The 7,455-nt window shown below is 72.1% G+C and carries 8 protein-coding genes and 1 pseudogene; 6 read left to right on the top strand and 3 right to left on the bottom strand.

Going from position 1 to position 7,455, the window contains the following annotated elements; genetic code table 11:
* Positions 1 to 155: 155 nt before the first annotated feature.
* Positions 156 to 728, bottom strand: coding sequence for an isopentenyl-diphosphate Delta-isomerase (idi, locus tag HDR73_RS05400; protein ID WP_012299869.1), 573 nt, complete (start codon positions 726 to 728; stop codon positions 156 to 158).
* Between the two features lie 44 nt (positions 729 to 772).
* On the opposite strand from idi, the gene HDR73_RS05395 reads away from it, so the two are divergent.
* Genes HDR73_RS05395 through HDR73_RS05375 form a run of 5 tightly spaced genes read left to right on the top strand, consistent with a single transcriptional unit; the run spans position 773 to position 6,083 of the window.
* Positions 773 to 1,843: a polyprenyl synthetase family protein gene (locus HDR73_RS05395; protein WP_223842658.1), complete on the top strand. Its 1,071-nt coding sequence runs from the start codon at positions 773 to 775 to the stop codon at positions 1,841 to 1,843.
* Positions 1,840 to 4,485, top strand: a complete 2,646-nt coding sequence (gene crtI, locus HDR73_RS05390) for a phytoene desaturase family protein (protein WP_012299867.1) — start codon at positions 1,840 to 1,842, stop codon at positions 4,483 to 4,485. The genes HDR73_RS05395 and crtI overlap by 4 nt, the downstream gene beginning before the upstream one ends.
* A complete protein-coding gene (locus HDR73_RS05385; RefSeq protein ID WP_012299866.1) occupies positions 4,485 to 4,829 on the top strand; it encodes a lycopene cyclase domain-containing protein in 345 nt (114 codons plus the stop codon). Before crtI ends, HDR73_RS05385 begins: the two co-directional genes overlap by 1 nt.
* Positions 4,826 to 5,194 carry a lycopene cyclase domain-containing protein gene (locus HDR73_RS05380; protein ID WP_012299865.1) on the top strand — a complete coding sequence of 123 codons (369 nt, stop codon included), beginning with the start codon at positions 4,826 to 4,828 and terminating at the stop codon, positions 5,192 to 5,194. Before HDR73_RS05385 ends, HDR73_RS05380 begins: the two co-directional genes overlap by 4 nt.
* Complete coding sequence (locus HDR73_RS05375; protein ID WP_012299864.1) at positions 5,187 to 6,083, top strand: prenyltransferase; 897 nt, start codon at positions 5,187 to 5,189, stop codon at positions 6,081 to 6,083. Before HDR73_RS05380 ends, HDR73_RS05375 begins: the two co-directional genes overlap by 8 nt.
* A gap of 24 nt (positions 6,084 to 6,107) precedes the next feature.
* Here the strand turns inward: HDR73_RS05375 and HDR73_RS05370 are convergent, their stop codons facing one another.
* Positions 6,108 to 6,428 carry a hypothetical protein gene (locus HDR73_RS05370; RefSeq protein WP_012299863.1) on the bottom strand — a complete coding sequence of 107 codons (321 nt, stop codon included), beginning with the start codon at positions 6,426 to 6,428 and terminating at the stop codon, positions 6,108 to 6,110.
* A gap of 149 nt (positions 6,429 to 6,577) precedes the next feature.
* Between HDR73_RS05370 and HDR73_RS05365 the strand changes: the two genes are divergently transcribed.
* Complete coding sequence (locus HDR73_RS05365; protein WP_041464697.1) at positions 6,578 to 7,309, top strand: SGNH/GDSL hydrolase family protein; 732 nt, start codon at positions 6,578 to 6,580, stop codon at positions 7,307 to 7,309.
* 43 nt (positions 7,310 to 7,352) lie between these two features.
* On the opposite strand, the pseudogene HDR73_RS05360 reads toward HDR73_RS05365, so the two are convergent.
* Positions 7,353 to 7,455, bottom strand: a pseudogene (locus HDR73_RS05360) (IS481 family transposase); the annotation flags it as partial.

The following is a 7,455-nucleotide window of genomic DNA, read 5'->3' as shown; positions in this document are numbered from 1 at the left end:
TGATGCTGCCATCGACCCGGTCCAGTACCTCGAAGAACTCCCGCCGCAACTCACCCGAAACCACGATCCCCGCAACCCCCTGAACTCAGGGTGTTGCGGGGACCACGAGAATCCGCCCACCGCGGCCGGGCCCCTCGTGTCGGCGGGTCCGCGGATCAGGCGGCCGGCACCGCCGCCGCGTCCGCGAGCCCGGCGTGCGCCGCGTGCTCCGGGTACAGCAGCGGCAGCTGGAGCGTGAGCCACGGGCTGAAGGCCCACGGCGTGTGGGCGACCGCCGGGATGAGCTGCTCGGGATCCACCCACTGGTACTCGCCGACCTCCTCGGGCCGCGGATCCACCGGCGTGGCCGCGACCGCGCGGAACACCGGGCAGATCTCGTTCTCGACGACGCCCGCCGCGTCGGTCGCGCGGTAGCGGAAGTCGGGCAGCACCAGCTCGACGGACTCGAGGGTGAGGCCGAGCTCCTGCTCGGCGCGGCGGTGGACGGCCTCGAGCATGTCCTCGTCGGGCGCGGGGTGTCCGCAGAACGAGTTGGTCCAGACGCCGGGCCAGGTGAGCTTGCCGATGGCGCGGCGGGTGACGAGGATCCGCCCCTCCGCGTCGAACACGTGGCACGAGAACGCGAGGTGCAGCGCGGTGTCGCGGGTGTGGACCGTCGCCTTGGGCGCCGTCCCGATGGTCTCGCCGTCGTCGTCCAAGAGGACGACGAGCTCGGTGTGCTGTGGCATGCGCTCCCTGCTTTCCGTTACCCCCACGATGTTAGGTTTCATCCGTGGACGCCACCAACCTCGCTGCCGTCTCCACATCGAGGCAGGTCCATGTGAACGGCGTGCTGGACGCGTTCTTCGCCCGCTCGCTCGTGCGCGCCGAGGTCATGGGCGACGAGTACGTGAAGCTGTGGCGCACGCTCGAGTCGAACACGGCAGGCGGAAAGCGCTTCCGTCCGCGCATGGTCATGGCCGCGTACGACGGCCTGGGCGGCCAGGACGTGCAGGCCGCGGCCCACGTCGGCGCCGCGTTCGAGATGCTCCACACCGCGCTCATCGTCCACGACGACGTCATCGACCGGGACTTCACCCGGCGCGGCGGCCCCAACGTCTCGGGCGCCTACCGCGACATCGCCACCACGCAGGGCCTGCCCCAGCCGCTCGCCGAGCACCGCGGCATGTCCGCCGCCGTGATCGCGGGGGATCTGGCCCTCGTCAACGCCTACCGCCTGATCGACGCGAGCGGCGTGCGCGACCTCACGCGGTCGCACCTGATGGAGATCCTCGACGACGCCGTGTTCGCGTCGGCCGCGGGCGAGCTCATCGACGTCGAGTTCTCGCTCACCGCGGACGTGCCGAGCGTCGACGAGATCCTCCGCATGGAGCGCCTCAAGACCGCCGTCTACTCGTTCGAGGCGCCGCTGCAGGCCGGCGCCGTGCTCGCGGGCGCGCGGCCCGAGGTGGTCGCGGCGCTCGGCGACTTCGACCGCGACATCGGCATCGCGTACCAGGTGGTGGACGACGTGCTCGGCGTCTTCGGCGACGAGCAGGAGACCGGCAAGACCAACCTCGGCGACCTCCGCGAGGGCAAGCGCACGGTGCTCATCGCGCACGCCGTCCGCTCGTCGGAGTGGGGCGAGATCAGCGCGCTCGTCGGCAAGGACGACCTCTCCCGCGGCGAGGCGGCGCTCGTCCGCTCGGTGCTGGAGAGCTCGGGAGCGCGGGCCTACGCCGAGGGCGTGGCGCGGGATCTCGCGGTCGCCGCCGTCGCGCGCCTCGACGACCCGGTCGTGCCGGAGGCGCTCCGCCGGGAGCTCGCGCCCGTCGCGGAGTCCGTGCTCGGGCGCATCCGATGACGCGTCGCCTGCCCGGCCGCCGGCCCGCCGCCCCCCAGGCGCCCACGGGGCTCGAGAAGTACGACCGCGTGGCGCAGGAGACGGCCTCCGTCGTGATCCGCCGCTACTCCACCTCCTTCGGGCTCGCGTCCCGCCTCCTCGGCCCCGACGTCCGCCAGCACATCGAGAACGTGTACGCGCTCGTGCGCGTGGCCGACGAGATCGTCGACGGCGCGGCGGCTGGCGCGGGCGTGGATCCCGCGCACGTCGAGGCCCTGCTCGACGCGCTGGAGCAGGAGACCGAGGACGCCATGCTCCGCGGCTACAGCACCAACCTCGTCGTGCACGCCTTCGCCATCACCGCCCGCCGCGCGGGCTTCGGCGCCGAGCTCACCGCGCCGTTCTTCGCCTCCATGCGCATGGACCTGCGGCGGATGGAGCACACGCCCGCCTCCTTCACGGAGTACGTGTACGGATCCGCCGAGGTCGTCGGCCTCATGTGCCTGCGCGCGTTCCTGGTCGGCCACGCGACCACGCGCCCCGAACGCATCCGCTTCGAGGAGGGCGCCAAGCGCCTCGGCGCGGCGTTCCAGAAGGTCAACTTCCTCCGCGACCTGGCCGCCGACCACGGCGCGCTCGGCCGCAGCTACTTCCCCGGCGTCGACGTCGCGACCTTCTCGGAGGCCGACAAGGAGCGCATCCTCGACGACATCGACCACGACCTCCGCGTGTCGGGCGCCGTCATCCCCGACCTCCCCGCATCCAGCCGCCGCGCCGTCGCGCTCGCGCAGGGCCTGTTCGCGGAGCTCGCCGTGCGCCTCCGCGACACCCCCGCCTCGGAGCTCGTGCGCACGCGCGTGCGGGTGCCGGATCCCGTCAAGGCCCGCATCGCGCTCGCCGCCGCGTCGGGCGCGGAGCCGTCCGGCGTCGACGGGCGCCTCGTGCGCCGCTCCCGCGGACCCCGCGCGCACGCCGCCCGCCCCACCCCCGCGGCCCGTCCCGCCCCGACGGACCCCGGTCCGTCCGAGTCCGCCCCGACCGACCCCGAGCAGCAGGAGAGCGCCATGACCGCACCCACCGCCATCGTGATCGGCGGCGGGATCGCCGGCCTCGCCTCCGCCTCGCTCCTCGCCCGCGACGGATACCGCGTGACCCTCGTCGAGGGCCGCGATGAGGTCGGCGGCCGCGCCGGATCGTGGGAGAAGGACGGCTTCCGGTTCGACCTCGGTCCCAGCTGGTACCTCATGCCCGAGGTGTTCGACCACTTCTTCCAGCTGATGGGCACGAGCGCCGCCGAGCAGCTCGACCTCGTGCGCCTGCCCGGCTACCGCGTGCTCTTCGAGGGCGACCCGGATCCCATCGACATCCGCGACTCCCGCGAGGCGAACCTCGACCTGTTCGAGAGCGTCGAGCCCGGATCCCGCCCGGCGATGGCCCGCTACCTCGACTCGGCGAAGGACGTCTACGAGGTCGCGAAGAAGCGCTTCCTCTACACGACCTTCTCCGACTACCGGCCGCTGCTGAAGCGCGACGTCGTCACCCGCACGGGCACGCTCGCGAAGCTGCTGCTCACGCCACTCGAGACGCATGTCGCCCGGTACGTGAAGGACCGCCGCCTCCGCCAGATCCTCGGCTACCCGGCCGTGTTCCTCGGCTCGTCGCCGAAGCTCGCCCCGAGCATGTACCACCTGATGAGCCACCTCGACCTCGAGGACGGCGTGCTCTACCCGCAGGGCGGCCTCATCACGGTGATCGACGCGATCGAGGGGGTCGCGCGGGCCGAGGGCGTCGAGATCCGCACGGGCGCACCCGTCTCGCGGATCCTCACCGAGCCGACGAAGGCCGGGAAGGCGCGGGCGCGCGGGGTGCAGATCACCACCGACGCCGGCACCGAGACGCTCGAGGCCGACGTGGTCGTCTCCACCGCCGACCTGCACCACACCGAGACCGAGCTGATCCCGGAGGCGTTCCGCACCTACCCGCAGTCGTACTGGGACAAGGCCACCGTCGGCCCCGGCGCGGTGCTCGTCTACCTCGGCGTGAAGGGCGGCCTGCCCGAGCTGCACCACCACACGCTGCTGTTCACGGAGGACTGGGACGAGAACTTCTCCCGCATCTTCCCGCCGAAGGGCGGCTCGACGTCGGTGCCGGATCCCGCCAGCATCTACGTCTGCAAGCCCAGCGCCACCGACTCCTCGGTGTCGCCCGACGGCTACGAGAACGTCTTCATCCTCGTGCCGATCCCCGCCGACCCGACCATCGGCCGCGGCGGCATCGACGGCGCCGGGGACGCGCGCGTGGAGGAGATCGCCGACCGCGCCATCCAGCAGATCAGCGACTGGGCCGGCATCCCCGACCTCGCCGAGCGCATCGTCCTCCGCCGCACCTCGGGCCCCGGCGACTTCGCCGCCGACCTGCACTCGTGGAAGGGCACCATCCTCGGCCCCGCCCACACGCTCACCCAGTCGGCCATGTTCCGCGCGGGCAACACGAGCAAGAAGGTCGACGGGCTGCACTACGCCGGTGGATCCACCATCCCCGGCATCGGCCTGCCCATGTGCCTCATCAGCGCGGAGATCCTCGTGAAGCGCCTCCGCGGCGACACGTCGACCGGCCCCGGCGCCGTGCCGCTCGTGCGCACGGTCGGCCGCCCGGTGGCCTGATGAGGCTCGTCTACCTGGTGCTGCTGCTCGGCGCGCTCGGCTGCATGATGCTCGTCGACCGGCGCTGGCGCTTGTTCTTCTGGCGCGACCGCACGGCGGCGGCGGGCACGCTCCTCATCGGCGTCGCGTTCTTCCTGCTGTGGGACATCGCGGGCATCTCGCAGGGCATCTTCTTCCGCGGCGAGACGCCGTTCATGACGGGGATCCTCGTCGGCCCGGAGCTGCCGCTCGAGGAGGTCTTCTTCCTCACCCTGCTCTGCTACCTCACGATGAACCTCGTCAACGGGTTCAGCCGCCTCGCCGACCACCACGTCGGCCGGGCGAGGGAGCGCGCGAACCGATGAGCTACCTGGTGCTCGACCTGCTGTTCCTGATCCCCGTCGCGGTCGTCGGGTTCCTGTTCCGCCGCCTGCTGCTGCGCGAGGCGAACGCGGTGCCGTACGGATCCAGCCGCTTCGACTACCCCGAGTACTACTGGTACCGGCGGATGCCCGTCGCGATCCTGCTCGTGATGACCCTGATCTTCGACAACATCATGATCAAGGTCGGCCTCGTCGGCTACGACGAGGACAAGCTGGTGGGCCTGATCCTCGGCTACGCGCCCATCGAGGACTTCGCCTACGCCATCGCCGCCCTCGTGCTGCTGCCCGCCGTCTGGTACCTGCTGCGCCGCCGCCGCAGCGTGTCCGGCATCGAAGCGCATGAGTGACGTGCGCGCGCGGCCGGGTGCCGCGGAGATGCTGCGCACCGTCGCGCTCTCGTCGCGCCCGCTCTCCTGGGTGAACACGGCCTTCCCGTTCGCGGCCGCGTACCTCACGGTCACGCGCGAGCTCGACCTCACGGCCGTCCTCGGCACCCTCTACTTCCTCATCCCGTACAACCTCGCGATGTACGGCATCAACGACGTCTTCGACTATGAGTCCGACATGCGGAACCCGCGGAAGGGCGGTGTCGAGGGCGCGGTGCTCGCGCGCGCGATGCACCGGCCGGTGCTGCTCGCGGTGCTCGTCACGAACGTGCCGTTCCTCGTCTACCTCGTGATCGTGGGATCCGCGGCGAGCATCGCCGTGCTCGCGGTGAGCGTCTTCGCGGTGATCGCGTACTCGCTGAAGGGCCTCCGCTTCAAGGAGCGGCCCGTGCTCGACTCGCTCACCTCGAGCACGCACTTCACGTCGCCCGCCGTCTACGGGATCGTGCTCGCGGGCGGGGCGTTCACGCCCGCGCTGTGGGCGATCCTCGCGGCGTTCTTCCTGTGGGGGGTCGCGTCGCACGCGTTCGGCGCGGTGCAGGACATCGTCGCCGACCGCGAGGGCGGCATCTCCTCCATCGCGACCGTGCTCGGCGGGGCCGTGACCGTTCGGATCGCCGTGCTCGCCTACGCCGCGGCCGGCGTGGCGATGCTGTTCACGGGTCTGCCGGGGATCATCGCGGCCGTGCTCGTGATCCCGTACATCCTCAGCACCGCGCCGTTCTGGTCGATCCGCGACGAGGACGCGGGAGCCGCCAACCGCGGCTGGCGCCGCTTCCTCGGCCTCAACTTCCTCTCCGGCTTCGTGGTGACGATGCTCCTCATCGCGTACTGGCTCACGACCGCCTGACGCCGACGGCCCCGCCGCACCCGCTCAGTAGTGCGTCGGCATCATCCCCGTCGCGAGCTCGCGGCGGCGACGGGCGTGCTCGCCGGCGAAGGAGAGCAGCTCCATGTCGTGCTCGCGCATCCACGCGACGGCGGCCTCCAGCGTGACCGCGGTGGACACCCACACCCGGCGGCCGGAGTCGTCGACCGCGTCGGCGTAGACCTCGAACACGGTCGCGGCGCCAGGCGCGCGCACGGTCGGCACGACGTAGCCGAGGACGGGCTGCGACGCGACCTGCACGCGCCACGCGCCCTGGTGGAAGCGGGCGTGGGGGTGGTGGATGAGGGGCTCGGGCTCGCGGGTCATCGGTGCTCCAGGTGACGGGACGGGGGCGCGAGCACCCGGCCGTGCTCGTGGACGACGATAGGCTGTGCGTCCGACACGGGGGTGCTCGGCGCGGATCCGGCGCACGGTCCGCGCATCATGGACGGACGCCCCTCGATCCCCAGGAGCCCATGTCACCGCCGATCCGCCTCCTGCACCAGACGGTGCGCCCCTTCGTGGCGGCCGGCCTGCGCGGCGGGCTCCCCACCCCGCTGACCGCGACCGTGCCCACGGACGCGCCCGTCGGCGTGGTGCCGGGGCCGGATCCCGATCGCGTCCTCGCGCTCGGCGGCATCGGCGGATCCGGCGTGGGCCTCCGCACGCACGCGGAGGGCGTCGCGGCGCAGTCCGCGAAGGCGCTCGCCGCGATCACGGGCCGCGGCGTCGAGTGGCGCACCGTCCCGCTCGCCGACCAGCACCTCACCGCCACGCAGGAGGCCGTGCGGCAGATCACCGAGCTGCACCGCTACGACGTCGTGCTCGTGATGCCCGGGGTCGCCGACGCGCTCGAGCTCGCGCGCCTCACGCCGTGGGTCCACCGCCTCGAGGACCTGCTCGACCACCTCGTGGAGCAGACCGCGGACAACTCGATGGTGCTCGTCTCGGACGTGCCCCAGGTATCGCAGTACGTGGAGGCCGGCGCGTTCGTGCGGGGCCTCTTCCGGGATCACGCGATGTACCTCTCCGAGCGCAAGGCCGAGGTGTGCGCGCGCTTCCCGCAGGTCACGTCGGTCAAGCTGCCGGACGCCGGCCCCGTCGACTTCGAGGGCGGCGAGTTCCGCTACGCGTCCATGTACCGCCGCTGGGGCGAGCACGTGGGCCGCGTCATCGCCGACCTGCAGGCGGAGCGCGGCGGGGCCTGACCGGCCGGTGGATCCGCCCGGTGGCGTCCCTAGCTGTACTGGGTCATGACGTTGGTGACACTCGGGCCGCGGGCGTGAGCCCGTGGCTTGAGTGGATTCGTTCAGTGTTGTAGTGCTCGATGAAGGGGTCAAGCGCGTCGGCGCGG

The sequence above is a fragment of the Clavibacter sp. genome (genome assembly GCF_014802555.1).
Classification (GTDB): Bacteria; Actinomycetota; Actinomycetes; order Actinomycetales; family Microbacteriaceae; genus Clavibacter; species Clavibacter sepedonicus.
Note: the sequence above shows the minus strand (reverse complement) of the source record. Positions and strands in the feature narration are given on the sequence as shown.

Excerpts from the sequence above, each read along its gene's own strand:
- idi (WP_012299869.1), bottom strand. The coding sequence starts at position 728 with ATGCCACAGCACACCGAGCTCGTCGTCCTCTTGGACGACGACGGCGAG.
- crtI (WP_012299867.1), top strand. The coding sequence starts at position 1,840 with ATGACGCGTCGCCTGCCCGGCCGCCGGCCCGCCGCCCCCCAGGCGCCC.
- HDR73_RS05385 (WP_012299866.1), top strand. The coding sequence starts at position 4,485 with ATGAGGCTCGTCTACCTGGTGCTGCTGCTCGGCGCGCTCGGCTGCATG.
- HDR73_RS05380 (WP_012299865.1), top strand. The coding sequence starts at position 4,826 with ATGAGCTACCTGGTGCTCGACCTGCTGTTCCTGATCCCCGTCGCGGTC.
- HDR73_RS05375 (WP_012299864.1), top strand. The coding sequence starts at position 5,187 with ATGAGTGACGTGCGCGCGCGGCCGGGTGCCGCGGAGATGCTGCGCACC.
- HDR73_RS05370 (WP_012299863.1), bottom strand. The coding sequence starts at position 6,428 with ATGACCCGCGAGCCCGAGCCCCTCATCCACCACCCCCACGCCCGCTTC.
- HDR73_RS05365 (WP_041464697.1), top strand. The coding sequence starts at position 6,578 with ATGTCACCGCCGATCCGCCTCCTGCACCAGACGGTGCGCCCCTTCGTG.